We start from the raw sequence: 26,793 nt of genomic DNA, 5'->3' as shown, positions 1-26,793 counted from the left end.
TTTTAGGAGTGGATATGTTTAACGAACAAACCGTCACAGAAAATGGAGTTATCAACCGCTTAAAAGGATTAAGCGGCGTAAAGTGGATTTACTGCCATGGCGAGAATCTGACTAAGCAAGCTCAGGATATCTTTGTTGATGAGTGGCTAAAAGACGCGTTGTGTTCGTTAAATCCCGATATCGCCAAGCAGCCGGATTATGCTGATGAAGTAATTTATAAATTGCGCGGTGTGGTGTTAGAAGCCCGCCATACTGGTTTAGTAAAGGCCAACGAAAACTTCCATGAATGGCTATTGGCTGAGAAAACTTTGCCTTTTGGCGAGAACGGCGACCATATCACCATTAATCTGATTGATTTTGATAACATAGAGAACAATCACTTTGTAGTGTCGCAACAGGTGCATTATATCGCGGCCACCGAAGTCTATTTTGATATTGTGCTGTATGTGAACGGCATACCGCTAGTAGTGGGCGAAGTCAAAACTGCGACGCGGCCAAGTGTGACCTGGCAAGATGGTGCCGCCGATTTTATAGGTGGCAAAAAGCATTACTGGAAAAATGTAGAATTATTTTTTGTTCCTAATTTGCTGTGTTTTGCTAGTGAAGGAAAAACCTTTGCATATGGTGCAATTAATGCCCGCGTTAAAGATTGGGGGCCTTGGCACAATACTGAGCTTCGTGATGAGATTCTGCCGGGATTGGCATCGGTACTTAACAGCTGCGAGGGTCTGTTAAATCCGCAGACTTTATTACAATTACTGGAATCCTTCGCGCTATTTTCAACTGTCAAAACCGGTAAAGATACTCCACCTAAATGTATTAAGCTTCTGCCACGTTATCCGCAATTTGAAGCAGCGAAACAGATTGTTGAGCGAGTTCGCAAAGGCTACCCGAAAAAAGGCCTAATTTGGCATTTTCAGGGATCCGGTAAGTCATTGCTGATGCTCTATGCAGCTAAAATGTTGCGTGCTGACAATGCGTTAAAAAATCCAACCGTATTGGTTGTGGTTGACCGGCGAGACTTAGACAGCCAGATCAGCGAAACTTTTGGTGGTGCCGATGTTAAAAACCTAGTCAAAGTGCAAAGCTGCAAAAAGCTAGGTGAGTATATCGAACAAGATAGCCGAGGCATTTTAATTACTACTATCTTTAAGTTTAAAGATGTCGAGATTGACGATAGCAACCCTAATGGCTTGAACAGCCGAGATAACATTATTGTACTTGTAGACGAAGCACACCGCACCCAGGAAGGTGGTTTAGGCGAGAAAATGCGTTGGGCATTACCTAATGCCCACTTCTATGGTTTAACCGGCACACCCATATCAGGCATCGATCGCAATACTTTCAAATTGTTCGGCGCCGACGAAGATCCCGGTCGCTATATGAACCGTTACAGTTATAAGCAATCAATTCGTGATGGCTCCACCAATCCGGTTAAGTTTGAACCGCGCCTTGCTGAACTGCGGGTGGATCGTGATGCTATCAATGACGAGTTCGAGCAACTGGTTAAAGAAAACGACTTAGACGATGAAGAAAAAGCGGCATTATCTAAACGTGCTGGTAAGTTGGCTTTAATGTTGAAAGCCCCCAAGCGCATGGCGGCCATTAGCAGCGATATTATCAAACACTTTACCAGCCACGTAAAGCCAAAAAAAATGAAAGGTATGGTAGTGGTATATGATCGCGAAGCTTGTGTGCAAATGTACTACTTGCTCGGTGAAAAGCTTGGCTTTAATGCAGTTGAAGTGGTTATGAACGTTGATCAATCCCCTATAAAAGCCAAAGCGGGCGATAAAAAAGACAAGGTCAACAACGATTGGCGTAAGTGGCACGATGAGTTAAAGCTACCCATCAAACAAGAGGATTTCGAGCGCTGGCAGAATATTGATGCGGAAAGCCAAGTACAAAAAGAACTGATCGAATGCTACAAAGATCCAAAACATCCTTTACAGCTCATCATCGTTACTGCCAAATTGTTAACTGGTTTCGATGCCCCTATCTGTTATTGCATGTATTTGGATAAACCTTTACGCGATCACACTCTTTTACAGGCCATGTGTCGGACTAACCGATTGTACGAAACCGATGATACTCGCAAAGATATGGGGTTAATTATCGACTACCTCGGCGTATTTGAAAATCTGCGTACCGCATTGGCTTATAAGCCGGAAGAAATTGATGGAGTCGTAGAGGGTATCGAGGCCTTTAAAAAATTATTACCGGCACAACTGGATAAATGTTTGTCCTTCTTCCCCAATGTGGACCGCACCTTAGAGGGTTTCGAAGGCATTATGGCCGCGCAAGAGTGCTTACCGACTAACAAAAAACGCGATGAATTCGCCGCTTGTTTTGGGGTGTTATCTAAGTTATGGTCGGCTATTAGCCCCGATCCTTTTTTAAGCCCGTATCGTCAAAACTATAAGTGGTTAGCGCAAATTTACGAGTCAGTGCGTCCAGTAGGCCAGACGGGGGCGCTTGTTTGGGCTGCTTTAGGCCCCGAAACTATCAAGATGATCCATGAGCATACTGATATTAATCGAATTCGCGATGATATCGACGAGTTGATCATGGATGAACACGCCATTTTTACCCTGACAGAAAAAGAGCAAGAGCAACGTGCTAAAAGATTGGAAATTGATCTTATGGGCCGCTTGCGGGGCAGTCATGAGCCTAAATTTGTGGAGTTAGGCGAGCGACTGGAAAAACTTCGCCAGGACTATGAGGCCGGTGTTATTAAAGCCATTGAGTGGTTAAAGGGCTTGTTGGATGCTGCGAAGGACACAGTGCAAGCAGAGCGCGAAACTGGTGAACACCCAGTGACAGAAGCAGATAACAAGCAAGCTCTAACCAAGCTTTTTCTGGAAACCCGTCCAGAGTCTACGCCTAAGTTAATCGGAGATGTGGTTGAACAAATCGACAAAATCGTCAAAGCCACCCGCTTTGATGGCTGGCAGAACTCCAATAGCGGCCCGCGTGAAATCCAAAAGGCGTTATTGCTGACTCTGGCCCAATTTGGATTGGGTAAAGATAAGGAACTATTCCAAAAGGCTTACGGGTATATAGAGGAGCATTATTGAGTTTTACTTAATTGACTGGCCGCGTTGTATCGATACTTGGGCAGGTCAAGAGTGACTACTACCATGGATAATTATACCTATAGCGTTAGCAATGCCCATTTATGGCGTAGAGCCGACTTTCTGATCTGATTACATCTTGAATAACAAAGATGTTAGATCAAGTATGAGACAATACACATAGTTATTGTGTATTGTTAATCATTTTTTCAACTGCTTTAGGTGTAATTTCCATAATCTTAGCAATTGTTTTTAAATCGACACCCTTATCAAGCAGTGCATTGGCAAGGGCCTTTGCTTGTATTTGAGCCAGTTTCTCAGCTTCCTTAGCTAATTTAGCTTTTTCTTGGGCAGATTTTGTTTTATCTCTCTCCAAAGCTAGTTTTTCTCTAGCAATCTTCTTCTCTTCTTTCCTAATCTGCTCAACCACCTGATAAGTCGGGACATAGGTAAGACTTTTCTCTAAATCATCCATAATGCCCATGCTTCTGAAACTTTCATAGCCTTCTGTACTGATTATAAGATGGTCAACTAGTGCAATATTAAGTATACGGCCTACCTGGATAAGACGGTCAGTGATATCTAAGTCTGCTTTGGAAGGGACAAGACGCCCTGAGGGATGGTTGTGAATAGCAATAACACGTGTCGCATTTTTCATAACCGCAACACGATATACATTCATAGGCTCTATATTAACGGCCTTTACTGAACCTAAAGCAATTAATTCGATATAGAGGATATATCCTGCTTCGTTCATGCCGATAATCCAGAAATGCTCTTTTTCTTTGTCTATCTTATTTTCACGAAGAAGTACGCGTTGCATGATGCTGAATACATCATCTGAACCTTCTATATAATGCTTATCGTTTTTGCCAAGTTTAATATCCATACATCGTTTATAGTTAAGAGCATTAACCTAAAATATAACATAGTTTACTAATTATTATAAGTAAACAGCATTTGCTAAACCAATGATATATTGTTTGTATTCTTGAATATTAATTGATTAATTTAATGAGTTGTGAAGAAATAAATCTATCGTCTGGATAAGCTGCTCAACCTAGCCGAGTTTTATTTTCTTGCACTAAATTACTCAGAAAATCAGCTACTACTCTTATCCTTCCGGAGTTAGTAAGGTCGGAGTGGATGACTAGCCAAATGGGTTGATTACAGTCAACATTGTTGCGAACACAAATCAGATCTTTGGTTAAAGCAATAAAATTCGGTAAGATACCCATTCCGATACCTGCTTCAACTGCACTGATGTGTGCAGACATGCTGCCGGCTCTCAGACAACATTTGCCACGGCTGTTTTTTTCTATCCACTTTGCAGCCGGCAAGTTCTGGTGTGTTTCCGGCCAGCCGATAAAATCAGCGTTTTTTAACATTGTTTCTTCTTTGTTTAGCGGTTTGCGCTGTAAATAGCTTTCAGAGGCATACAAACCAAAACCAAGCTCGCCTAAACGGCGGATGGTTACTTTACCCTGCTCCGGGCGAACCAGACGCAAGGCCATATCAGCGTCACTTCTTTGCAGATTGATTGTTGATACTCCGGTAACCAGTTCCAGGGTTAAATCAGGGTGTGCTGAGTATAGCTTGGGTAAAGCCGGAATAATAAGATGATCAGCCAGCCCCTGAGCCGTAGCCAAACGCACATGCCCGCTGACACCGGCATTGACACCGGTAGCCATGGCATCAAACGCGTGTCCGGCCTGTTCCAGTATTTCTGCCTGCGAAACCAGTATTCTGCCTTCATCTGTTAGCTTATACCCTTGCTGATCGCGGATAAATAACCGATATCCCAGTACCTCTTCCATACGTTCCAGACGGCGGTAAGTTGTAGCAATGCCAAGTTTTAATATCTTTGCAGCACCACTCAATGTGCCTTCACGTATGATTGCCAGAAATACTTTAGTATCATCCCAGTATAGTTTTTTGTTCATATTTAATTTCCGATTCTGGAAAACCAGTTACCAGATTTAGCTATATATCTGTCTATTTTCGCAAAGTATACTGAATTAACGCTGATTTCACCAAGCTGAAAACTATGTTTAAAAGCAGATTTATAACAACTCAATACCTTCTGTTTTCATCCGGCTGTGAACAAATGCCGACCTTTTAGGTTCGTATATCAGGTCAAACTCTATCTGTTTGAAAAATTGATTGCAAAAGAGGAAATAATTTAGTGAATAATTCAGAAAATAAGACACAAAGGCGTAACTGGATGGCTGTTTGCATGCTTGCAATAGCGTCATTTATTGTGGTGGCTACCGAGCTGGCACCGATTGGTATGTTATCCGCTATAGCCTTGTCTATGGGACAAAACAGCGGTACTACTGGTTTGGTTGTTACTCTGTATGCATGGCTGGGGGCTGTTTCTGCTCTTGTTTCAGTTACCACATTCAGCCATCTGCCTCGTAAACCAGTAGTGATTGTATTAATGTTGCTGATGGCTGCATCGAATGGTATTGCGGCTATTAGTGAGCATTTTTCTGTACTTTTAATCGCTCGTCTGGCCGGTGCAGTTGCACATGGTGCATTCTGGGCGATGGTGGGCACTATGGGGGCGCAACTGGTATCAGACAAATATACCGGCAGAGCCACAGCAATTATATTCAGCGGTGTTTCAATAGCCAGTATACTTGGTGTTCCCTTTATTAACTGGATTAGCAGCACTATTGGCTGGCGTTTATCATTTTTATTACTGGGCGTATTAGCCATAATTACCGCAATTATTTTAGCATTTACCCTGCCGGCTGTATCCGGTACTTCCCGAATGGGGAGAAAACAATTTTCAGCAGTTCTTCAGATTAAGCAGTTACGCCAAGTTTATCTGATTGCTACTGCTGCCATCATCGCCCATTTTGCCGCTTTTACCTATATTGAGGTATTTATGGCCGAAGAAATGACTATTTCTGCCAACTGGATTGCTGTTTGTCTGTTTGTATTCGGTATAGCCGGTGTAGCTGGTAATCTGTTATGTGGTCTGTTTATAGACAGGTATCTGAAAAATATACTTGGTGCAGGCTTAGTGCTGATTTGTGGCAGTCTGATTCTGCTGAGCGCAGTCTTGTCACATAATCCAATCATGCTGATGGTATTGGTGTTTGCGTGGGGTTTGGGTGTAGCCATATTATTTGTTGGTATTCAGGCATGGGTAATCCGGTTGGCAGGAAACGATAACGCTTTACCCGCCTCTGCTATTTATGCTGCTATTTTTAATGGAGCCGTAGGCATTGGGGCCATTATTGGAGCGGGAATTATTGATTTCGGCAATATAAAAATGCTTTATTTAATTGCCTCTTTGATCACTTTATTCAGTTTGTTGCAGTTACTAATCAGCAAAACGATGCATAAACCGGTGCAGTAAAACCAATATATTTCACTTATACATTTTTATATCTAATACCACCAATTCAGAAGAATTTAAGCTGTAGCCAATTTGTCTGATTTAAAAGAAATATAAACTCAAATCAAAGGCCGCTGAAATAAGCGGCCTTGTGCACATTTTTCAGAATTAATCCTGAAATTTTTTCTTGATTGAATCTACTGCACCATCTATGGCATTAGCCACATCATGCACAGCTTCTTTCACGCCGCCAACGGCCTTATCAACCATTCCTTCAGACTGGGTTTTAGTATCACCCACTACTTTACCCACATTCTGTTTTACTTCGCCTTTGGCTTTATCTACAAATCCATTATCGCTCATAACCATCTCCATTCTGTATGTCTACTGCATGCAACAGTATTCAATTAAACACAAGTAAATTCTTATCCTTCAATAGTTTATCTTAGAGAGACAATTAGCGGTAAGCAATGGAAAATGCTAATATTTGCAGCTAATTACAAAATACATAAAAAAAAAGGTAAATCATGCAATTAATTAACTTAAAATAATTACAATCAGCATAATCTGAAATATCATCTATTTATATTGTATAGAAAATTTTAATTAATAATTTCTAACATAAAGTGATAGTGTCTCTATTGATATTTCTTGTATTTGGGAGATTTAAAAAATTTAATTAGTTATTTAGTAAGGATATAAAATGAAAGATAATAATATTAATAATCAAATTGACGAATTAAGTAAAATTACACGTGAGGATGGAGAAAGGAAATACGCAGATGCTCAAATTATGTTAGGAAATATATATCGAATAAAACATGATTATGATAATGCTAAAGCTTTTTATTTGAATATTGCCAGAAAAGACGATCCTGAACTTTATGCTCAAGCTCAGTATAAATTAGCATACATTTATACTGAAATAAAACAAGATTATGATAAAGCCAAAACTTTTCTTTTGCATATCACTAGAAAAGATAACCCTGAACTTTATGCTCAAGCTCAGTATAAATTAGCATATATTTATAGTGAAATAAAACAAGATTATGATAAAGCCAAAACTTTTCTTTTGCATATTACTAGAAAAGATAACCCTAAACTTTATGCTCAAGCTCAGTATAAATTAGCATATATTTATAGTGAAATAAAACAAGATTATGATAAAGCCAAAACCTCTCTTTTAAATATCAATAAAAAAGACTATTATGAACTTTATGCCCAAGCTCAATTTAATTTGGGATATTTATATAGTGAAGATTTCGAATTTGATAAATCTGAATTTTATTATTTAAATATTACTAGAAAAAACAACTCTAAACTTTATGCTCAAGCCCAATTTAATATGGGCTTACATTATCATCACTGGAAACAATATAATAAAGCTGAACTCTTTTATTTAAAAATCACAAGAAAAGACGATTCTGAAAGTTATTTTCGAGCTCAATTTCATTTAGGTCGAATCTATAGCAAAAATCTAAAAAATTACACAAAAGCGAAAACTTGTTTTTACAATGCTTTTAAAGTTGCTACTTACTCAAGTAGTAGTTCAAGTTATTATATTTGTACACAGTTTATTTTTGAATTAATGAAAAATAATTCAAGTCTTATATCTAATGAAGAAGAGTTTGAAAAGCTTAATGAAACATTATTCGATAAAATTAAAGATATATGTTTTTTAACTAATGATATTAAAAATAATTTATTAGTTTATAATCAATTTGAAAATAATGAGCAAGAACGTCGTGTCGCTCATTATACCAAACCAGCTGTATTATTTAATCTGCTTAAAGGGGAAAATCCCAGTAAATTCCGGCTTAATATCGTAGATTTTATGAATGATCCCAGTGAAAATCAGGTATTAACCAGCTGGCTGAATATCAGCAATCATCCTGATAATGAAATCAAAAGCTTTTTAGCCAGTTTTTCGTTTAATCATAATTGTCTGAATCAATTTCGTTTATACGGTAACGAAGATAACATAGTTGGTTCCGGTGTCAGTATTGCTTTTAATAAAGATTTTTTTGGTCTGGATACTGAACGTAGTATCAATAACGAAATAATCTCATCACATAGCATTAAATCAATTAACCCGTTCGAAAATAAACAAATTAAATTTGAAAGTAATAATAATCTTCATCCTTTGCCTTTATACCGTTGCTTGTATTTTGATCCGAAAACAGGATATATGGCATTAGCCAAACGCAATAAGCAATCTTTTTATCTGGAAAACAAAAATGAAAAAACACCAGAAATTATTGATAGCGAATGGGATAAATATATTAAATCATTACATGAAACTGAAAAAATCAGTTGTATTCGTGACAATTTAGAAAAAATAAAAGAGTTAATTGAAGAACTTTCGAATAATCTTGAGTTAAAAAAAATCTCCAATCTGGACGAACTACTCAGTCTGGCGGTTTTACCTATTTCCTGCCTGATAAAACATGCTGCTTTTGAAGATGAAGATGAGTGCCGGATGATTTATATTACCCATATCGCAGATGATAATATTGTTGAACCGCAAGATTACCAGTCTGCTAACAGTTTGTATGTCGAATATACGCATGTAGAAGAATATATTGATAATATTTATCTGGGGCCGCAATGTAAGATGCAGCATAAAATATGGCTGCAAAATCATTTTAAAAAGAAACGGCGTGAAAGAGAAATTAAGCTGATTAAATCTGAAATGCCGTTGCGCTGATTCAGGCTAAAACAGCAGGATTAATTAAAATTTTAGCTTTACTGCTATTGTTAAACTGGCAGTTTGGTTATCCCATGTATAATCTGCCTGTATCAGAAATTTAACCGACTAAATACCGGCCGGAAATATCCGTTCGGTATTTCTTTGGCAGTGTTAAAAGAGTGCCGGATTATGCAGGAACATAAACAGTTAATTACCGCAGAATATTCAGCCGGGAGTGATGCACACCAGCTCCGGCAAAATGCCAAACCGAAAAGAACTTTATCCGTAGCGCCAATGCTGGACTGGACAGACAGGCATTACCGCTATATGGCCAGACTGATTAGCAGAAATGCGTGGCTGTATACGGAAATGATTAATGCTAATGCAATTATCCATGGCAACAGTGACAGATTACTGGCCTATCATCCGCAGGAGCAACCAGTTGCTTTGCAGCTGGGTGGCAGTGAGCCGGCAGTTCTGGCACAGGCTGCTAAAATTGCTGCCGGTTATGACTATGATGAAATTAATCTGAACTGCGGCTGCCCCAGCCCGCGGGTACAGCAAGGTGCTTTTGGTGCCTGCCTGATGCGTGAAGTTGAACTGGTAGCACGATGCTTAAATGCTATGCAGGAAGCGGTTAATATTCCGGTTACGATTAAGCATCGCATCGGTCTGGATAAGGAAACAGCTTATCAGCCTCTGGCTGATTTTGTCGGTACGCTACGTGAAAAAACTGCCTGCCGTATTTTTGTTGTTCATGCACGCAATGCATGGCTGGAAGGGTTATCGCCGAAAGATAACCGTGATATCCCGCCTTTACGTTATGATTATGTTTATCGTCTGAAACAGGAATTTCCAGATCTGGAAATTATTCTTAATGGCGGGGTTACTGATAATGCACAAATTCACCGGCATTTACAGTATGTTGACGGGGTAATGGTCGGACGTGAGGCTTATCATAATCCGATGCTGATGCGCTGCTGGGATGCTGAATTTTACGCCAGTCGCCAGCCGGCTGTTGAATATGAATATCTGGTTAATCAGTTGTTTGACTACGCTCGCCGGCAACTGGCTAATCCGAATATTTCATTGCGCCATATGGCTCGGCACTATCTGGGGCTGATGCATGGTTTACCCGGTGCGCGCCAATGGCGGAGAATGCTGTCTGATGCTTCGTTATTAAAAAATAACGATGTCAGCCTGATTGCGGAAGCATGGCAGGCGGTAAAAGACGGTGCAGCAAGCCAGTCTGAGTTGATTTAAGTTACAATTAGGTCGTTTTTATTTGGATAAATCCGCATGCAACAGTATCTTGACTTAATGCAACATGTTTTAGACCGTGGCACAGATAAAGCAGACCGTACCGGTACGGGTACGCGCTCGGTTTTTGGCTATCAGATGCGTTTTAATCTGGCTGATGGCTTTCCTGTGCTGACTACTAAAAAGCTGCATTTACGCTCAATTATTTATGAGTTACTCTGGTTTCTGCGCGGCGATACTAATATCGGCTATTTGCATGATCATAATGTTTCTATCTGGGATGAATGGGCAGATGCTGATGGTAATCTGGGGCCGGTATACGGCTATCAGTGGCGCAGCTGGCCGGCACCGGATGGCCGCCATATCGACCAGATCAGTAATCTGCTGCAACAGATTAAACACAATCCCGACAGCCGCCGCCTGATTGTTTCTGCATGGAATCCGGCACTGGTAGATGAGATGGCTTTACCGCCCTGCCATGCTCTGTTTCAGTTTTATGTGGTTGAAGGCAGGCTTTCCTGTCAGCTTTATCAGCGCAGTGCTGATATTTTTCTGGGTGTGCCTTTTAATATTGCCAGCTATGCTCTGCTTACGATGATGATTGCTCAGGTATGTGATTTAGAGCCGGGGGAATTTATTCATACGCTGGGTGATGCTCATTTATATAGTAATCATTTTGAACAGGCTAAACTGCAGTTAAGCCGCACACCGAAAAAATTGCCGCAAATGCATCTGAATCCTGATGTAAAAGATCTGTTTTCTTTTCAGTTTGAAGATTTTACGCTTACTGATTATCATCCGGATGCCCACATTAAAGCACCTGTAGCTGTATGAATACTCAGAATAAAATTACACTGATTGCCGCTCTTTCAGATAATAACTGTATTGGCGAAAATAACCGTATTCCCTGGCATGTACCCGAAGACTTTGAATTTTTTAAAAGTTACACTATGGGCAAGCCGGTTGTTATGGGACGTAAAACCTGGGAGTCGCTGCCCAGAAAACCGCTTCCAGGCCGCGCCAATTATGTTATCAGCCGGCAGGATGCGCAGACATTCAGCGGAGCAATTTTGTGTCATAGTGTTGAAGATGCGCTCAGGCAATTAGCCGGTTGCCCTGAAATTATTATTATGGGCGGAGCACAAATTTATACTCAGGCGATGCCTCTGGCTACCGATTTGCGGTTAACCAGAATTCATGTTGATGTTGCCGGAGATACTTTTTTTCCGGCAATTGACACGGATATCTGGCAGCAAACTGAAAGCAGCAGTCATGTAAGCAGTAAAAATAATATTGCTTATGATTTACAGCATTATGTACGCCAGTCTGGTGTTGAGTAAGTTTTATTGCGCAAGCCCGTTTGTATTCAGTCCGATTGCTCTGAAATCAGAGACTGCAATGCAGACTGGCTGATTGATGATGATGTAAATTTTCTCAGTAGTATTTTCTAAGATTTACTTTTTCTTTAAATTGTCGGGAAAATGTTGGTTTTCTGCGTTTATGCAGGCGCTATATTTGTCTGCTATTTACTGCATATAATCAGCATAGATAATCTTTGACAGTTCCCTGCCAATCCCCCACAATAAGTCTGCACATTGTTAATCAAATTAAACATCAGAAGGATGCAGTCATGAGTACAGTAACTCTGCAAGGTACCGCTGTTGAAGTCAGTGGTCAGTTTCCAAAAACAGGCAGTACAGCACCAGCTTTTACGCTGACTGATGCCGGTTTAAATGAATTATCGCTTACCGATTTTGCCGGTAAACGTAAAGTACTGAATATTTTCCCTAGTGTAGATACGGGTGTTTGTGCTGCATCTGTACGCCATTTTAATGCAGCTGCGGCCAATCTTTCTAATACTGTTGTGTTGTGTATTTCTGCCGATTTGCCATTTGCACAGGCTCGCTTTTGTGGTGCAGAGGGGTTGGATCAGGTAAAAACTCTGTCAACATTCCGTCATCCTGAATTTAAGGAAAACTACGGGGTTAAACTGAACAGCGGTGCTTTAGCCGGCTTATGTGCCCGTGCAGTTATTGTGCTGGATGAAAATAATCAGGTTTTATACAGTCAGTTAGTGGCTGAAATTACGACAGAGCCGGATTATGAGCAGGCATTAGCCGCTCTTTAAAATGGCTTTTTCATACAAGCGTTCAGATATCTGAACGCTTTTTTTCTTTCGGGCTATGTCGTTGCGCTGGCAGCTTTGTTAAAATCTACTGATAAAGATATTTAACTAGAATAACAGGAAATCACATCAATGAACCCACAAAAACTGACTACCGATATACAACGCCCGAAATTAACTCCTCCCAACGGGGAAAATAAAGTATTGCTTCATTCTTGCTGTGCGCCTTGCTCTGGTGAGGTTATGGAAGCAATGCTGGCCTCTGGTATTGATTATACGATTTATTTCTATAATCCTAATATTCACCCGAAAAAAGAATATGAAATCCGCAAGGATGAAAACAAGGCATTTGCGGAAAAATTCAATATTCCTTTTATTGATGCTGATTATGATATGGACAACTGGTTTGAACGCGCGAAAGGGATGGAGTTTGAACCGGAACGCGGTATTCGCTGCACTATGTGTTTTGATATGCGCTTTGAACGCACAGCATTGTACGCGTATGAAAATGGTTTTTCGGTTATTACCAGTTCTTTAGGAATTTCCCGCTGGAAAAATATGCAGCAAATAAACGATTGCGGCAAACGTGCAGCAGAAAAATATCCTAATCTTGTTTACTGGGATTATAACTGGCGTAAAGGCGGCGGCAGCCAGCGTATGATTGAGATTAGTAAGCGTGAGCAGTTTTATCAGCAGGAATACTGTGGCTGTGCTTATTCTTTACGTGACAGCAATGCCTGGCGGCGTGAGCATGGCAGAGAAAGCATTAAAATTGGTACGAAATTTTATGGTACTGAAGAAAAGGCCTAAGTATTTTTGCTAATCATTGGTTGTATTCTGAGTCACTTCATCAGTATTACTCTCTAAAAGCGGATTCAGACTTGAATCCGTTTTTATATGGGAAAGTGTTCAGGTTAAATTTTCAGGAATGGCTTCATTTTCATTCAAGCTGATATTGAAATTTTGGGTTGAACATTATGTAAAACTCGATAAATTTGTACTCAGTTTATACCAACCATACGTAATATAGCTGCACAAGGAAACTAATGCAGTAACGAGAAGGATAAACATGAATCAATGGATTTTTCTTTCCATCGCTATACTAGCTGAAATATTTGCAACCAGTATGCTTAAGCTGAGTAATGGTTTTACCCGGCTGATGCCCAGTATTTGCTCTGTTCTGGGCTATATTATTTCGTTTTATTCGCTTGCACAAACTCTGAAAACTATGCCTGTAGGCATTGCTTATGCAGTGTGGTCCGGTGTGGGCATTGTTTGTGTGTCAATCATAGCCTGGATCAAATTCGGACAAAAGCTGGATATGCCGGCAATTATTGGCATCGGTCTGATACTGATGGGTGTTATTGTGATTAATCTGTTTTCCAAATCGATGACTCATTAGCAAAAAACCGTGGAAATCCACGGTTTTTTGCTAATGCAGTATGACTGTATTATTCTGCTGATGCAGGTTTCGGTTCATGCTGCAAGCTTACTGCACGAGCAGGCACAATTGTGGAAATCGCATGTTTGTATACCATTTGTGTTACTGAAGTATTACGTAAAAGTACAACATACTGGTCAAATGATTCCACCTGACCCTGTAGTTTAATACCGTTTACCAGATAAATTGAAACTGGCACATACTCTTTTCGCAGTGCATTCAAGAAAGGATCTTGTAACATTTGTCCTTTGGCGCTCATTTGGCTACTCCTGTTTTTTTGATTATGTTATCGCTTAGCTGCACCTGCGTACAGCGATTTAGAAAGCAGTGTCAATGCTATCACATTAATGGGCATTTGTTTTCTTTGAACTGACTTTATTTTTACGCTTTACCTGCTTTTTCGATTGTTTTATCTGTTCACGCTTGGCAATCCGGTTACTTAGTTTGACACGACGCAATGGCTGCGCTGGTTTGCTGTCATTTTCCTGATATGGATTCTCGCTTACATTATATTGAATACGTAAAGGTGTACCCTGTAAATGAAATGCTTTGCGAAATGTTTGTGTCAGATATCGGGTATAAGCATCACTGATATGCTGTAAGGCATTACCATGTATGACTATAACTGGCGGATTCATGCCGCCCTGATGGGCATAACGCATTTTAGGGCGAATTAAGCCGGCGCGCGGAGGTTGCTGTCGTTCCAGCGCACTTTGTAATACGCGGGTAATTTTCGGGGTAGGCAGTTTAATCATTGCAGCATCATAGGCTGCCTGAATTGAACTGAAGAGCCCGTCAATTCCTTTTTCTTTCAATGCCGAAATATAATGAAATTTGGCAAAATCAAGAAAATACAGTTTACGTGCTATATCACGTTTAACCTGTTGCTTGCGCTCTTCGGTTATTCCGTCCCATTTATTTACTGCAACAACTAAAGCACGCCCAGCTTCTAATGCAAAGCCGGCAATAGTTGCATCCTGATCGGCTATATCCTGTTGTGCATCGAGTACCAGTACAGCTACGTTAGCCGCTTCGATAGCCTGCATTGCTTTAATAACGGAAAACTTCTCAATAGCGTCATCTACTTTGCCACGACGACGTACTCCGGCAGTATCGATAATGGTAAAAGGTTTGTCGTTACGCTCGAAATCTATGTGAATTGAGTCACGTGTGGTACCGGCCATGTCAAAAGCAATAACCCGCTCCTCACCCAAGATTGCGTTAACCAAAGTTGATTTGCCGACATTCGGCCGACCAATAACTGCAAAAACCGGATGATGACTGTTTACCGGTTCCTCTTCTTCGGGAAAGTCTTCCAGTACAGTTTCTATCAGTCCGTACACGCCGTCGCCATGCGCTCCTGAGATAACGACAGGCTCTCCCAGACTTAATTCATAAAACTCTGCTGCCAGAATCGGTCTGTTAGCGCCCTCACCTTTATTCACTGCCAGATATACAGGCCGGGAACTCTGGCGCAAATGGTTGGCGATAATCTGATCCTGTGGTGTCAGACCAGTACGTCCGTCTACCAGAAAGATAACTGCATCCGCCTCATCTACGGCTTGCAGAGTATGGCGAGCCATTTCATATAAGATACCGCTATCTACTACCGGCTCAAAACCACCGGTATCAACAACCAGATAAGGTTTACTTCCCACTCTGCCATGCCCGTAATGCCGGTCGCGGGTTAGGCCGGGTAAATCGGCAACCAGTGCATCACGTGTACGAGTCAGGCGGTTAAATAATGTTGATTTGCCTACATTCGGGCGACCAACCAGAACAATCGTTGGTTTCATATTCATTCTTTCAGATAATTTCTATTGCTTTAAAACAGCAATAGCCTGCCAGCGGCAAGCTTTTCAGTACAACTGATAAACCTGAAATTCCGGCCGGAAAAACTGGCAGGAATTTCAGGTTTTATTAAGCATTGATTAACTCAAACTGCTTATTTTCATTTGGATGACTTCACGTTGTACTGAATCTTTTGATAATAAATTCAAAGCTTGCTGGTAGGCAGCAACGGCTTCGGTATTTTTCTTTTGCGCCTGTAAAACATCACCTTTGGTTTCAAGCAGAACCGGCTTTAATTCATTGGTTACTTTTACATCCAGCGCCTGTAATGCTTCATTGTATTTACCTTGCTGTAAATATACGGTAGCCAGCCGCTGCGCAACGATTGTTTGCAATAAGTCATCATGCTGTCTGGCTTTAACCCATTGCAAATGGCGGATGGCTTCATCATATTTACCATCATCAAATGCTGAACCGGCCATCATCAGTGTAGCCTGAGTTGCATTCATGGTATCAGGATATTTTTCCTGTAATTGTACAAGTGCCTTTTTACTCTCAGTCAAATTATTGGCACTAGCCTGAGAAATAAATGTATCAAATACTTCTGCTGCTTTTTCATTATTACTGCGTAAATGACTTTGATACAACACATAACCCAGATATGCCAATGACAATATAACCAGTATAGCAAAAATCCAGCGTCCCCAGCGTTGCCAGAAATATTTGAAATTTGCAACTTCCTGTTCATCCTGAATATGTACAACCATTATGCTTTCTTCCATTGTTGGATTAACTGTAAAGCTGCTTTGGCAGCAACAGTCTGTTGTTCATGAGTACTCAAATTCTTAAGCGTTAGTGTATTGTTTAATTGCTCTTCCTGAGCAACGATTACTGCTATTGCAGCACCACTGGCATCAGCTTTTTTCAACTGGGCTTTCAGACTCTGATCACCACAGTGTAAATAAACATTCAAACCTGCTGCACGTAATAATGCGGCATGCTGCATGGCAATCAGACTGCTTCCTTCTCCCTGATGCATGATATATACATCAGGCGCATTGTTAAAATGCAGTTTGCCAAATTCCTGTACAAGCAGTAATAGACGTTCAATACCCAATGCAAAGCCAATAGCCGGCGCTGGTTTACCGCCAAGCTCCTCAATCAGCCCGTTGTAACGACCACCACCGCATACAGTTGCCTGTGCGCCAAGTTTAGTTGTCGTCCATTCAAATACGGTCAGATTATAGTAGTCCAGACCACGAACCAGACGCGGGTTTTCTACATATGTGATACCCAGCCCGTCCAGCATATTCTTTAAAGTATTATAGTGTGCAAGTGATTCTGCACCCAGATAATCTATAAGACGTGGCGCAGCATTTGCCATTGCCTGTAAATCGGGATTTTTAGTATCCAGCACACGTAACGGATTAGTATGCATACGACGCCGGCTATCCTCATCCAGAATGGCTTCATGCTGTTGTAAATAAGCAATTAGTGCAGTACGGTGAGCAGTACGTTCCTGCTGATTACCCAGAGTATTTAATTCAAGTGTGAGGTATTCCCGAATACCAAGCCGTTCCCAGAGATTAGCAGTCATGGCAATCAGCTCGGTATCTGCATCAGGGCCGTTAAATCCTAATGCCTCAACACCAACCTGATGGAACTGACGATACCGCCCTTTTTGTGGGCGCTCCCGTCTGAACATCGGCCCCATATACCATAATTTTTGCGGACTATTATAAAGTAAGTTGTGCTCCACAACTGCACGCAGACAGGAGGCTGTACCTTCCGGCCGCAGGCTCAGGCTCAGCTTGTCGTTGGAATCGGCAAATGTATACATTTCTTTGCCCACAACGTCGGTTTCTTCTCCGATTGAACGTACAAACAAACCAGTTTGCTCAACAACCGGTGTCCGAATCTGGTTGTAACCAAAACTGCGTGTCCATGCGACCACTACGTCTTCAAACGCCTGCCAGAGTGCAGATGTCAGTTTAAAATCTTTCTGCTCTACTGGCAGTAAATCATTCATGCCCTTAACGGCCTGGATTTTCTGACCCATATTAATTAATTTGTTTATCCCTGTTAAACTATATTAGCTGCTGACAGCTATAACAGTATATTTATCTTATAAAGCCGTAATCGGAATCACTTTCGCTGTTTCCCGCTTTTTACCCTGCTCACCATAATTGGTCTGAATATATTCTTCCACCAAGGCCAGAAACTCTTCAGCCATATGCTCGCCTTTTAAGGTAGTTTTGCGCTCGCCATCCACATATACAGGAGCAACAGGTGTTTCACCCGTACCAGGCAAAGATATGCCAATGTCGGCGAGTTTACTTTCACCAGGCCCGTTAACAACACACCCCATAACCGCTACATTGAGATTTTCAACGCCCGGGTATTGCAGCCGCCATACTGGCATTTTTTCACGCAAATACTGCTGAATATCCCGCGCCAGTTCCTGAAACACGGTACTGGTTGTACGTCCGCATCCGGGACATGCTGTTACCAGCGGCGTAAAAGAACGCAATCCCATGGTTTGCAGGATTTCCTGAGCAACCACTACTTCCTGCGTCCGTGCACTTCCCGGCTCAGGAGTAAGCGATACTCTAATGGTATCACCTATACCCTGTTGCAATAAAATAGCCAAAGCCGCAGTAGACGCTACGATACCTTTACTCCCCATTCCTGCTTCGGTTAAACCAAGATGCAGCGGATACATACAACGGGAAGCAAGATTATGATAAACCTCTATTAAATCCTGTACATTAGATACTTTACAAGACAATATAATCCGGTCAGCCGGTAAACCAAGACTTTCTGCCTTTTGCGCAGATTCCAGTGCAGAAACAATCAATGCTTCTTTCATAACTGTTTCTGCAGGCTGAGGAGTTGCTAAAGCCAGATTATTGTCCATCATGCGCTTTGCAAGAGCCTGATCCAGCGAACCCCAGTTTACTCCGATGCGAACAGCTTTATCGTGCTCTGCTGCTGTATGAATCATGAAAGCAAATTTTTCATCGCCCTTCACACCTTTACCCACATTACCCGGGTTAATCCGGTATTTTGAAAGTGCTGTCGCACAATCCGGATAATCTTTAAGCAGGCGATCGCCATTAAAATGAAAATCGCCAACTAAGGGGACATTACAGCCCATGTCATTCAGACGCTGGCGAATTTCAGATACTCTGACCGCCGCCTGAGGTGAGTTAACTGTAATTCGAACCAGTTCAGAACCGGCATCTGCCAGTGCTTTTACCTGAATGGCTGTTTGTTCAGCATCAGCAGTATCAGTGTTAGTCATAGACTGTACTCTGACGGGTGCTTCAGATCCGATAACTACATGATCAATTTTTACTTGATGGGTTTTCCTTCGTACTCCAGCCAAGGTCATTTCAATTTCCACCTACCGTCATTGCTGCGGTTCTTTTCTTGTTTTGTTCAATAGCGATATCTTTGCCGGCAAACCGGATACTGGCACCAGGGGTATAACCAAGTATTACTTTATATGGAGCAGCTCCGCTAAACTGATGTGTACTACCGGGATCTACCACCTGACTGATAAGCAGCTTGCCATTTTTATCACTTACCTGTAACCAGCCTCTGTTTTCAAGTTTTATTACCAATGTATCTGAAGTTGATACAGCAGGCTGAGAAACTTGTGTATCTGTAGTAGTGCTTGTACTAGCAGACTGACTGGCGGCAGTAACTTCGGTAACAGTCTGGGAACCGGTGTGTTCATTGTCCGTCATTGGTACAACACGAATATTACTGGCAGCGATATCACTAATAGAAGCTGTTTGCACAGATACTTCCTGACCCGCCGTAGCAGTTTGTCTGGCATTTTCAGATGTAGATTTAGTCTGCCATGCATATACCACTGCACTAATTAAAATTACTACCAATACAACAATCAGCCAGCGTGGAAAATGACGACGCTGCGGCTTACCTTTAAAATCAAGATCCGCAGAAACGACTTTATTATTGTCTGAAGTTGACAAATGACTGGCAGCAGGAAAAATCTGCTGAAAATATTGCTTCAGTTCTTTTTCATCTACTTCGAGCAAACGGGCATATGAGCTTAAAAAGCCTTTGATGAATACAGCTTCTGGCAAACCTTTATAGCTACCGCTTTCCATTGCCTCAATTTGCCGCGCCGGCAGTTTTAGACGTTCGGCAACTTCACCTACAGACAGTCCTTTCTGTTTTCGTGCCTGTGAAAGTAATGTTCCCAGAGTAACTGCTGCATTTGGGCCGGACTCGGGATTTTTGGTTTGCTCATTCATCAGAATTTTCCTGTAGAAACCTGCTCTAACTCAGCAGAATAAGGGAAATTATTACGCAGTTGTGCTTCATATTCGTAAGCGGCCTGCATATTACCCAAAGATCTTGCAATTCTCCACCCCAATAATAAATCATCGGCAGATAAGTTATTTATCTGACTCTGATACTGCTTAAACAGATAATTGGCATCCGAAGCATTACCTGCCAACAAATTATTACGAGCCATTTCTTTCTTTGCAGCAATAAAATTCGGATTAGCTGCCAAAGATCGTTCAAAATAGCTGTTAGCCAGCTGATACTGCCCCATTCGGCTACTGCAAATACCTTTATTGAACTGAGCAATTTCCGGTGTAGGATAAGTCGGATCAGCCAAAGCTTTATCAAAATAAGCTAATGATGCATTCGGCTTTTTCAAAACATCACACACAAACCAGCCATAGTTATTATTTACTTCTGCACTATCTGATGCTAATGACAAAGCACGCTGAAAACTCTCTTCTGCTTTTGCCGGTTCTTTTAAATACTGCCATATCTGAGCTCGTATCAACCATGCATCAAGTGAACTACTATTATTTTTTATCGCTTCATCAATTGCTTCAACAGCCTGACGGTAATTCTGATTTTTCAAATACTCTACCGCCAGCTGAGTTTTAATCTGTGCAACCTCTCTGGCTCGCTGTGCCGCTGTCGGTTTTTTGTTCATAGTCTGAGTAGCACAGGCTGATAATACCAGTGCACATAATAGAGTTAACCCCAATTTTTTCATCGAATCATCCCTGTACAAGTTGCCACTTTTGTTGTCGCTGCGTTTTATCTTTTACTTTTCCCGCAAGCTGACCACATGCTGCATCAATATCATCACCACGGGTTTTTCTGACTGTTACTACAAAATCTGCTTCCTGCAAAATTTCACGAAATACACGGATACGTTCATTTGTTGAACGTTCAAACCCCGAATTGGCAAACGGATTAAACGGTATCAGATTAAATTTACACGGCACATCTTTAACCAGAGCGATTAATTCACGCGCATGTTCGGGAGCATCATTAATGCCTTTCAGCATAATATACTCAAAGGTAATAAAATCACGCGGTGCTTTTACCAAGTAACGCTGACATGCAGCCATTAACTGGTTAAGCGGATATTTCTTATTCAATGGAATGAGTTTATCACGCACCTGATCGTTAGAAGCATGCAGTGAAATAGCTAATGCTACAGGCATAACTTCTTTCAGGCGATCCATCTGGGGTACCATACCCGAAGTAGATACAGTTACACGACGACGTGATAAACCATAGCCATGGTCATCCAGCATGATACTTAATGCAGTCACCACATTATCAAAATTGGCTAATGGCTCGCCCATTCCCATCATAACCACATTGGAAATTACTCTTTCATCCTTAGGCGTAACACCAAGGGCTTTGTTAGCCCACCATAACTGCCCGATAATCTCTGCTGTGGTCAGATTGCGGTTAAAACCCTGTCTGCCGGTAGAGCAAAACATGCATTCCAATGCACAGCCTATTTGCGAAGAAATACATAACGTACCTCTGGTATCTTCCGGTATAAAAACCGTTTCCACACCATTACCAGTACCAACATCAAGCAACCATTTGCATGTACCATCAGCTGACTTTTGCTCAATCAGTAAATCCGGTACTTTCACTTCAGCATTATCCAGTAATTTATGACGCAAAGATTTAGCCAGATCAGTCATATCTGTAAAATCGGCTATCCCGCCTAAGTGCATCCAGCGCATCACTTGTCTGGCACGAAAAGGCTTCTCTCCCATCTGAGCAAAATGGGCAGTTAAACCGGGTAAGTCAAAATTTAGCAAATTGGTTTTCATCAGGGTAATACATTAAGTAAGCAATAAATAGTAATAACTGGTTTTCAGTCATTCTATTATGCTGATAATACAACTTTATTCAACAATCTATACAATTCTTTAATTTTTACCAGACAGATAATGCCATATTTTTTTCAGTGGTGTTTCCGTTTTCTTTTTCTGAACAATGACATTAAATAAACGACGATAGTGGTTTGGAGGACAAGTCAAAACTTCAGTAGCATGCCATCCGTCGGAAGTATTTTTAAATAAAAAACTGCTGTTATCGCGGATATCAAAACCTTCCACCGTTTCAAAATCACTGATATCAGGATTCGTTTTATCTGTTTTTTTACCGCCAAGAGCTAAAATAGAACCGCCCCACTCAATTTCCCAGTCGGCTGAAGTATTGAAATAAAAAATGTGTGTACCGATTTTATCAAGACTATCACAGTGAGGTGAAACTTCAGAACCAGTTTCACCTACATGCCATGCGTAACGAATAGTATATTCATTAAGATTCAAATAACGATTTAAAAATTCTAGATAAGGCTCCGATGTTTGTACCTCACGTACAAATTCCTGCCATACATTCGGCAACTGCTCAATTTTGGTTACACCAAGTCCGGCCTGATCATTTTTATGATAGATAGATTTTTCAAATGCCAGATAGTATCGATTATGAGGCCGCTGCCCGCTTTTTCCGCGCGGTCTGTTCACATGCTTTTCAAATAGATCCAGACTGGGAAAATTGTTATACAATTCATTAAATGCTTCGGGTAATAATATTTCTTTAAACAAATGATTTGGAAATGGTTTGGTTTCATTAAATTTCTGAACCGGAAGCGATTTCAAAACAGATAAATTAAAAAAATCAGACATTTTATTTCTCCTACTTGTATTTATACAAATTAGTCCACCTGTACAGGTGGACTAAGTTCAGCAAATTTATTTACAGTATTAACGAGCGCATAGCTCATCGGCTGCAAAAAAATATGCAATTTCAATAGCTGCATTTTCAAGGCTATCTGAGCCATGAACAGCATTGGCATCAATTGAATCAGCGAAATCAGCACGAATTGTGCCTGCAGCGGCTTCTTTAGGGTTAGTTGCACCCATTAATTCTCGATTCTTGGCGACTGCATTTTCACCTTCCAGCACCTGAATCATCACTGGTCCGCTAATCATAAAATTTACCAGATCTGCAAAAAACGGACGTTCCTTATGAACAGCATAAAAACCTTCAGCCTCAGCTTGAGACAAATGTTTCATTTTAGCAGCAATAATTTTCAGCCCGTTATTTTCAAAACGGCTGTAAATCTGTCCGATAACGTTTTTAGCAACTGCATCAGGTTTAACAATAGATAATGTGCGCTCGATAGTCATATTTGTTTCCATAAATATTGAATATACTAATTTTTTGCCGCAAAATTGCTTCAAAAAACATATCTTGTCATTTTAACAAAATTCAGTCTTATTTAATATCTTTTCCTATACTTGCATTTTCACTATCAAGTGTTAAATGAGGCAAAGTTAAATATTCTTCTGAACGCATTTCTGTAAGACGGCTGGCTGTACGAGTAAACTCGTTGGCGAAATCGCCGTCTGTATAGATATCATCTATAGCGACCTCGCAACTGGCACATAGCTTGATACGATAATCATACAAAACATCAATTAACCAGGTAAGCCGTCGAGCTTCAGCCATCTGACTAGATCCCATTTTGGGTATGTCTGACAAAATTAATACGCGAAATTTTTTTGCCAGTTTCAGATAATCATTTTGTGAGCGCGGACCACAGCATAATGTATTGAAGTCGAACCAAATTGTTGTATCAGAAATTGCTTTGTATGGTAATTTACGCCCAAGTATTTCAATTTCTCCGCCAGTAATTTCCTGTTCACCATTAATTTTGTGAAATAACTCTGTTAATTTTTGTTCACTGCTTGCATCTGCTGGTATATAGAATATATCTGCCGGCTTTAATGTACGCATTCGATAATCTTCACCGCCATCTACATTTAAAATAGTCAGCTCTTTTTCAATTAGTGCAATAGTAGGCAAAAAACTGGAACGATTCTGACCTTGCGGATAAAGCTCAGACGGAGCATAATTGGACGTAGCCACCATAACCACACCCTGCTCAAATAAGCCCTCAAGTAATCTTCCCAGAATCATGGCATCAGCGATATCACTGACATGAAATTCATCAAAACACAACACTCTTACTTCACGAGCAATATCCTGTGCGACTGCACTTAATGGATTAGTCTGACTATGATGATCTTTTAATCGTTCCTGCACTTCTGCCATAAAAGCATGAAAATGGACTCTGCGTTTACGCCGATATGGTAAACATCCAAAAAAAATATCCATTAAAAAACTTTTGCCACGCCCGACTCCACCATACATATACAAGCCTTTCGGTGCGCGCGGCGAACGCAGACTGCGCCCGAGAAAGCGGTTTCGTTTACGTTTGAACATCATCAACTCTGTCCAGAGTCTGTCCAGTTGTTTAATTGCACGTAACTGAGCTGCATCATGTATGAATCCGGGTTGCTGTTCTGCAGCCTGATACCAAGTAAGAGGGCTTTGATTATTAAATTCGGGAGCAACAAAGACTGATGTGGTCATATGATTGATTTCTTCTGGATGTCAGAATTGTATTTAGCAAAAGTTAAAAGACGTAACCTTAGCACACCTACTTAACATCCGACCACCATAAAATAAAAATACGCCGCAGAAACTGCGGCGTTAACGTCTATCTAAAATAAAACAGAATTATTTATCTTTAGATACGAGAGCTTTGTCAACACGTTCACGTAATTCCTTACCAGGTTTAAAGTGCGGTACATATTTTTCCGGTACTGACACCTTTTCACCTGTTTTAGGATTACGTCCAACACGAGCTGGACGGTGATTTAAATCAAAGCTACCAAATCCACGAATTTCAATTCGCTGACCTTTAGCTAAAGCTCGAGTCATCGTATCAACAAGAATCTTTATACTTTGCTCAACGTCCTTAGCATTTAATACAGTACTATCATTATTAGCAGTATATAATTCCGCCAGGCGAATCATTAATTCCGACTTCGTCATAACCGCTTATTCGCTTTCACCAGATAATTTAGCTTTTAACAAATCACCCAGGCTGGTAGTACCGGCTGAAGCATTGTTGTTAGTAGACAACGAACGCATAGCAGCACTGCTTTCCTGAGCATCCTTAGCTTTAATAGACAGATTGATATTGCGATTTTTACGATCTACCGTAGTAATCACAGCTTCAACATCATCGCCTTCTTTCAGGACGTTGCGAATATCCTCAACACGATCATTTGAAACTTCTGATGCGCGCAGATAGCCTTCAACATCATCAGCCAATGCAATAACAGCACCTTTAGCATCCAGTGATTTCACTTTACCGGTTACGATGCTGCCTTTGTCATTTACGCTGACATAATTACTGAACGGATCGCCAGCCAGCTGTTTTACACCCAAAGAAATACGTTCTTTGTCAACATCAATGGCCAGAACCACAGCTTCAACTTCTTCACCTTTCTTGAACTGACGTACAGCTTCTTCGCCACCGTCTGTCCATGACAGATCAGAAAGATGAACCAGGCCATCGATACCGCCAGGCAAGCCGACAAATACACCAAAGTCAGTAATGGATTTCACAACGCCTTTGATTTTATCGCCTTTTTCATGGTTGGATTCGAATTCCTGCCATGGGTTAGCCTGACATTGTTTCATACCCAGAGAGATGCGGCGACGATCTTCATCAATTTCAAGAATCATCACTTCTACTTCATCACCCATCTGAACTACTTTGCTTGGATGAACATTCTTATTAGTCCAATCCATTTCAGAAACGTGTACCAGACCTTCGATGCCCTGTTCGATTTCCACAAATGCACCATAATCAGTCAGATTGGTAACTTTACCAAACAGACGGGTACCCTGCGGATAACGACGGGCCAGACCATTCCACGGGTCCTCACCCAGCTGTTTCAAGCCCAGAGAAACGCGGCTGCGTTCCTGATCAAATTTCAATACTTTAGCTTCAACTTCCTGACCAACTTCCAGCACTTCGCTTGGATGTTTAACACGGCGCCATGCCAGATCAGTAATATGCAGCAGACCGTCGATACCACCCAGATCAACGAAAGCACCGTAATCGGTAATGTTTTTCACAATACCTTTCACTACTGAACCTTCTTTCAGGTTTTCCAGTAAGGCTTTGCGTTCTTCACCAAGAGTTTCTTCCAGAACAGCACGGCGTGAAACCACAACGTTGTTACGGCGTTTATCCAGTTTGATTACTTTGAATTCAATTTCCTTGCCTTCAAAGTGAGAAGTATCTTTAACCGGACGTACATCAACCAGCGAACCGGGCAGGAATGCACGGATGCTGTTGATCATCACAGTCAGACCGCCTTTAACCTTACCATTAATCACGCCAGACAGAATTTCACCATTTTCCATGGCTTCTTCCAGCTTGATCCAGTCAGCAGCACGTTTGGCTTTTTCACGTGACAGCTTGGTTTCACCAAAACCGTTTTCCACAGATTCAATAGTTACGGTAACAAAATCGCCAACCTTAACTTCAATCTCGCCCGCTGCATTTTTGAACTCGCTCACATCAATCAGAGATTCTGACTTCAGACCGGCATTCACAGTGACGAAATTATTGTCTATGGCAACAACTTCTGCGGTGATGACTTCGCCGGGATTCATCTCTTGCAAGGTGAAACTTTCTTCCAGCAACTGGGCAAAATTTTCCATAGTCATATATTTATGTTCTCAAACAGGTATCGTCAGGGGATACAAAAGTTAGTTAATCAAAACCGGCACACCCTGACTGTGCCAGTCAAACCATATAATTACTGCCGGCATCTATTACAAGCCTGTCAGCATAAAACATGTAAAACAATTATTTAGTACAAA

At 41.1% G+C, this 26,793-nt stretch carries 25 protein-coding genes; 9 read left to right on the top strand and 16 right to left on the bottom strand.

Going from position 1 to position 26,793, the window contains the following annotated elements:
- Positions 1–14: 14 nt before the first annotated feature.
- Entirely contained in the window at positions 15–3,077 is a 3,063-nt protein-coding gene (locus H3U73_RS03530; protein ID WP_198190063.1) for a type I restriction endonuclease subunit R, read from the top strand.
- Between the two features lie 181 nt (positions 3,078–3,258).
- Here H3U73_RS03530 and H3U73_RS03525 read toward each other — a convergent pair whose 3' ends face one another.
- Together H3U73_RS03525 and H3U73_RS03520 are read right to left on the bottom strand one after the other, a co-directional pair.
- Positions 3,259–3,963 (bottom strand): JAB domain-containing protein, encoded by a 705-nt coding sequence (locus H3U73_RS03525; protein ID WP_198190062.1) that lies wholly within the window; start codon positions 3,961–3,963, stop codon positions 3,259–3,261.
- Between the two features lie 166 nt (positions 3,964–4,129).
- The gene (locus tag H3U73_RS03520) at positions 4,130–5,017 is read right to left on the bottom strand and encodes a LysR family transcriptional regulator (RefSeq protein ID WP_198190061.1); all 888 of its coding nucleotides are present in this window, start codon (positions 5,015–5,017) and stop codon (positions 4,130–4,132) included.
- 242 nt (positions 5,018–5,259) lie between these two features.
- On the opposite strand from H3U73_RS03520, the gene H3U73_RS03515 reads away from it, so the two are divergent.
- The gene (locus H3U73_RS03515) at positions 5,260–6,444 is read left to right on the top strand and encodes an MFS transporter (RefSeq protein WP_198190060.1); all 1,185 of its coding nucleotides are present in this window, start codon (positions 5,260–5,262) and stop codon (positions 6,442–6,444) included.
- Between the two features lie 147 nt (positions 6,445–6,591).
- Here the strand turns inward: H3U73_RS03515 and H3U73_RS03510 are convergent, their stop codons facing one another.
- Positions 6,592–6,786 carry a CsbD family protein gene (locus tag H3U73_RS03510; protein WP_025330793.1) on the bottom strand — a complete coding sequence of 65 codons (195 nt, stop codon included), beginning with the start codon at positions 6,784–6,786 and terminating at the stop codon, positions 6,592–6,594.
- A gap of 340 nt (positions 6,787–7,126) precedes the next feature.
- On the opposite strand from H3U73_RS03510, the gene H3U73_RS03505 reads away from it, so the two are divergent.
- The 7 genes from H3U73_RS03505 (at position 7,127) to H3U73_RS03475 (ending at position 13,899) form a co-directional block, all read left to right on the top strand.
- Positions 7,127–9,130: a lipopolysaccharide assembly protein LapB gene (locus tag H3U73_RS03505; protein WP_198190059.1), complete on the top strand. Its 2,004-nt coding sequence runs from the start codon at positions 7,127–7,129 to the stop codon at positions 9,128–9,130.
- A gap of 171 nt (positions 9,131–9,301) precedes the next feature.
- A complete protein-coding gene (gene dusA / locus H3U73_RS03500; RefSeq protein ID WP_198190058.1) occupies positions 9,302–10,375 on the top strand; it encodes a tRNA dihydrouridine(20/20a) synthase DusA in 1,074 nt (357 codons plus the stop codon).
- A 36-nt stretch (positions 10,376–10,411) separates the two neighbouring features.
- Positions 10,412–11,206 carry a thymidylate synthase gene (locus H3U73_RS03495; RefSeq protein ID WP_198190057.1) on the top strand — a complete coding sequence of 265 codons (795 nt, stop codon included), beginning with the start codon at positions 10,412–10,414 and terminating at the stop codon, positions 11,204–11,206.
- On the top strand, positions 11,203–11,712 hold the full coding sequence (locus H3U73_RS03490) for a dihydrofolate reductase (protein ID WP_198190056.1): 510 nt from the start codon (positions 11,203–11,205) through the stop codon (positions 11,710–11,712). The genes H3U73_RS03495 and H3U73_RS03490 overlap by 4 nt, the downstream gene beginning before the upstream one ends.
- 290 nt (positions 11,713–12,002) lie before the next feature.
- Entirely contained in the window at positions 12,003–12,500 is a 498-nt protein-coding gene (gene tpx / locus H3U73_RS03485; RefSeq protein WP_037476231.1) for a thiol peroxidase, read from the top strand.
- A 129-nt stretch (positions 12,501–12,629) separates the two neighbouring features.
- A complete protein-coding gene (locus H3U73_RS03480; RefSeq protein WP_025330799.1) occupies positions 12,630–13,307 on the top strand; it encodes an epoxyqueuosine reductase QueH in 678 nt (225 codons plus the stop codon).
- A 259-nt stretch (positions 13,308–13,566) separates the two neighbouring features.
- Positions 13,567–13,899, top strand: a complete 333-nt coding sequence (locus H3U73_RS03475; protein ID WP_198190055.1) for an SMR family transporter — start codon at positions 13,567–13,569, stop codon at positions 13,897–13,899.
- Between the two features lie 49 nt (positions 13,900–13,948).
- Here the strand turns inward: H3U73_RS03475 and hfq are convergent, their stop codons facing one another.
- The 13 genes from hfq to rpsA form a co-directional block, all read right to left on the bottom strand.
- Positions 13,949–14,197 (bottom strand): RNA chaperone Hfq, encoded by a 249-nt coding sequence (gene hfq / locus H3U73_RS03470; protein ID WP_025330801.1) that lies wholly within the window; start codon positions 14,195–14,197, stop codon positions 13,949–13,951.
- A gap of 85 nt (positions 14,198–14,282) precedes the next feature.
- Positions 14,283–15,734: a ribosome biogenesis GTPase Der gene (gene der / locus H3U73_RS03465; protein ID WP_084547720.1), complete on the bottom strand. Its 1,452-nt coding sequence runs from the start codon at positions 15,732–15,734 to the stop codon at positions 14,283–14,285.
- 135 nt (positions 15,735–15,869) lie between these two features.
- Positions 15,870–16,496: a tetratricopeptide repeat protein gene (locus H3U73_RS03460; protein ID WP_041879496.1), complete on the bottom strand. Its 627-nt coding sequence runs from the start codon at positions 16,494–16,496 to the stop codon at positions 15,870–15,872.
- Positions 16,496–17,788 (bottom strand): histidine--tRNA ligase, encoded by a 1,293-nt coding sequence (hisS, locus tag H3U73_RS03455; protein WP_198190054.1) that lies wholly within the window; start codon positions 17,786–17,788, stop codon positions 16,496–16,498. The genes H3U73_RS03460 and hisS overlap by 1 nt, the downstream gene beginning before the upstream one ends.
- 66 nt (positions 17,789–17,854) lie before the next feature.
- Positions 17,855–19,123, bottom strand: coding sequence for a flavodoxin-dependent (E)-4-hydroxy-3-methylbut-2-enyl-diphosphate synthase (gene ispG, locus H3U73_RS03450; RefSeq protein WP_198190053.1), 1,269 nt, complete (start codon positions 19,121–19,123; stop codon positions 17,855–17,857).
- Between the two features lies 1 nt (position 19,124).
- Positions 19,125–20,015, bottom strand: a complete 891-nt coding sequence (locus H3U73_RS03445) for a helix-turn-helix domain-containing protein (RefSeq protein ID WP_198190052.1) — start codon at positions 20,013–20,015, stop codon at positions 19,125–19,127.
- A complete protein-coding gene (gene pilW, locus H3U73_RS03440) occupies positions 20,015–20,779 on the bottom strand; it encodes a type IV pilus biogenesis/stability protein PilW (RefSeq protein ID WP_041879487.1) in 765 nt (254 codons plus the stop codon). The genes H3U73_RS03445 and pilW overlap by 1 nt, the downstream gene beginning before the upstream one ends.
- 4 nt (positions 20,780–20,783) lie before the next feature.
- A complete protein-coding gene (gene rlmN, locus H3U73_RS03435) occupies positions 20,784–21,866 on the bottom strand; it encodes a 23S rRNA (adenine(2503)-C(2))-methyltransferase RlmN (protein ID WP_174830185.1) in 1,083 nt (360 codons plus the stop codon).
- A gap of 99 nt (positions 21,867–21,965) precedes the next feature.
- The gene (locus H3U73_RS03430; protein WP_100125499.1) at positions 21,966–22,727 is read right to left on the bottom strand and encodes a hypothetical protein; all 762 of its coding nucleotides are present in this window, start codon (positions 22,725–22,727) and stop codon (positions 21,966–21,968) included.
- A 78-nt stretch (positions 22,728–22,805) separates the two neighbouring features.
- On the bottom strand, positions 22,806–23,231 hold the full coding sequence (gene ndk, locus H3U73_RS03425) for a nucleoside-diphosphate kinase (RefSeq protein ID WP_084585077.1): 426 nt from the start codon (positions 23,229–23,231) through the stop codon (positions 22,806–22,808).
- An 88-nt stretch (positions 23,232–23,319) separates the two neighbouring features.
- Complete coding sequence (gene zapE / locus H3U73_RS03420) at positions 23,320–24,480, bottom strand: cell division protein ZapE (protein ID WP_198190051.1); 1,161 nt, start codon at positions 24,478–24,480, stop codon at positions 23,320–23,322.
- Between the two features lie 147 nt (positions 24,481–24,627).
- Complete coding sequence (locus H3U73_RS03415) at positions 24,628–24,945, bottom strand: integration host factor subunit beta (RefSeq protein WP_037395076.1); 318 nt, start codon at positions 24,943–24,945, stop codon at positions 24,628–24,630.
- Between the two features lie 6 nt (positions 24,946–24,951).
- Positions 24,952–26,637, bottom strand: coding sequence for a 30S ribosomal protein S1 (gene rpsA / locus H3U73_RS03410; RefSeq protein WP_025330813.1), 1,686 nt, complete (start codon positions 26,635–26,637; stop codon positions 24,952–24,954).
- Between the last annotated feature and the right edge of the window lie 156 nt (positions 26,638–26,793).

Source organism: Snodgrassella sp. W8124 (genome assembly GCF_016100875.1).
Classification (GTDB): Bacteria; Pseudomonadota; Gammaproteobacteria; order Burkholderiales; family Neisseriaceae; genus Snodgrassella; species Snodgrassella alvi.
This window is presented reverse-complemented; position numbering and strand designations above follow the sequence as displayed.

Bases quoted from the DNA above. Each gene is read 5' to 3' on its own strand.
- H3U73_RS03530 (WP_198190063.1), top strand. From the start codon at position 15: ATGTTTAACGAACAAACCGTCACAGAAAATGGAGTTATCAACCGCTTA.
- H3U73_RS03525 (WP_198190062.1), bottom strand. From the start codon at position 3,963: ATGGATATTAAACTTGGCAAAAACGATAAGCATTATATAGAAGGTTCA.
- H3U73_RS03520 (WP_198190061.1), bottom strand. From the start codon at position 5,017: ATGAACAAAAAACTATACTGGGATGATACTAAAGTATTTCTGGCAATC.
- H3U73_RS03510 (WP_025330793.1), bottom strand. From the start codon at position 6,786: ATGAGCGATAATGGATTTGTAGATAAAGCCAAAGGCGAAGTAAAACAG.
- H3U73_RS03505 (WP_198190059.1), top strand. From the start codon at position 7,127: ATGAAAGATAATAATATTAATAATCAAATTGACGAATTAAGTAAAATT.
- dusA (WP_198190058.1), top strand. From the start codon at position 9,302: ATGCAGGAACATAAACAGTTAATTACCGCAGAATATTCAGCCGGGAGT.
- H3U73_RS03495 (WP_198190057.1), top strand. From the start codon at position 10,412: ATGCAACAGTATCTTGACTTAATGCAACATGTTTTAGACCGTGGCACA.
- H3U73_RS03490 (WP_198190056.1), top strand. From the start codon at position 11,203: ATGAATACTCAGAATAAAATTACACTGATTGCCGCTCTTTCAGATAAT.
- tpx (WP_037476231.1), top strand. From the start codon at position 12,003: ATGAGTACAGTAACTCTGCAAGGTACCGCTGTTGAAGTCAGTGGTCAG.
- H3U73_RS03480 (WP_025330799.1), top strand. From the start codon at position 12,630: ATGAACCCACAAAAACTGACTACCGATATACAACGCCCGAAATTAACT.
- H3U73_RS03475 (WP_198190055.1), top strand. From the start codon at position 13,567: ATGAATCAATGGATTTTTCTTTCCATCGCTATACTAGCTGAAATATTT.
- hfq (WP_025330801.1), bottom strand. From the start codon at position 14,197: ATGAGCGCCAAAGGACAAATGTTACAAGATCCTTTCTTGAATGCACTG.
- der (WP_084547720.1), bottom strand. From the start codon at position 15,734: ATGAAACCAACGATTGTTCTGGTTGGTCGCCCGAATGTAGGCAAATCA.
- H3U73_RS03460 (WP_041879496.1), bottom strand. From the start codon at position 16,496: ATGGTTGTACATATTCAGGATGAACAGGAAGTTGCAAATTTCAAATAT.
- hisS (WP_198190054.1), bottom strand. From the start codon at position 17,788: ATGGGTCAGAAAATCCAGGCCGTTAAGGGCATGAATGATTTACTGCCA.
- ispG (WP_198190053.1), bottom strand. From the start codon at position 19,123: ATGACCTTGGCTGGAGTACGAAGGAAAACCCATCAAGTAAAAATTGAT.
- H3U73_RS03445 (WP_198190052.1), bottom strand. From the start codon at position 20,015: ATGAATGAGCAAACCAAAAATCCCGAGTCCGGCCCAAATGCAGCAGTT.
- pilW (WP_041879487.1), bottom strand. From the start codon at position 20,779: ATGAAAAAATTGGGGTTAACTCTATTATGTGCACTGGTATTATCAGCC.
- rlmN (WP_174830185.1), bottom strand. From the start codon at position 21,866: ATGAAAACCAATTTGCTAAATTTTGACTTACCCGGTTTAACTGCCCAT.
- H3U73_RS03430 (WP_100125499.1), bottom strand. From the start codon at position 22,727: ATGTCTGATTTTTTTAATTTATCTGTTTTGAAATCGCTTCCGGTTCAG.
- ndk (WP_084585077.1), bottom strand. From the start codon at position 23,231: ATGACTATCGAGCGCACATTATCTATTGTTAAACCTGATGCAGTTGCT.
- zapE (WP_198190051.1), bottom strand. From the start codon at position 24,480: ATGACCACATCAGTCTTTGTTGCTCCCGAATTTAATAATCAAAGCCCT.
- H3U73_RS03415 (WP_037395076.1), bottom strand. From the start codon at position 24,945: ATGACGAAGTCGGAATTAATGATTCGCCTGGCGGAATTATATACTGCT.
- rpsA (WP_025330813.1), bottom strand. From the start codon at position 26,637: ATGACTATGGAAAATTTTGCCCAGTTGCTGGAAGAAAGTTTCACCTTG.